Origin of the sequence: Actinomadura sp. 6K520 (assembly GCF_004349245.1) — a bacterium.
GTDB lineage: Bacteria > Actinomycetota > Actinomycetes > Streptosporangiales > Streptosporangiaceae > Spirillospora.
Genome location: NZ_SMLC01000443.1, coordinates 1 through 393 on the forward strand (window position 1 = coordinate 1; position 393 = coordinate 393).

Here is a 393-nt window from a genome sequence, read left to right on the forward strand (position 1 = left end):
GTGTATAAGAGACAGCACGAGAGGCTCCGCCCGCACCACTCCGCGCCCCGGTGCGGCGCCACGGCCAGCCCGCACGCCGGCGCCGACCGACATCCAACGAGAACTGTCCGACGTGCTCGACCGTCTCCGCCAGGCCCCGGACAGCCGTGACGAACGCGTCCACCACCTGCTGAGCGATCTTCTCCCCATCCTGGAGTCGGTCGTCCAGCGCATGGAGGTGCTGTCCCTGGAGACCAGGGCCCTCACCACCCTCCGCGACGACCTCCGCAGCCTGAACCCCGCAGCGGACCAGGCCACCGTGAACGCCCTGTGGACTCGCGCCCTCCAAATCCTCAGCGACTTCACAGGCTCCCCAACCCCCCGCCGCCCCTTCTGGAAACGCAGCCCCTAACC

The 393-nt window shown here is 69.5% G+C and carries 1 protein-coding gene; it reads left to right on the plus strand.

The window, feature by feature from the left end; translation table 11 throughout:
• The first annotated feature begins 112 nt into the window (after window positions 1–112).
• Window positions 113–391: a hypothetical protein gene (locus E1289_RS37880; RefSeq protein ID WP_131989014.1), complete on the plus strand. Its 279-nt coding sequence runs from the start codon at window positions 113–115 to the stop codon at window positions 389–391.
• Window positions 392–393 lie beyond the last annotated feature (2 nt).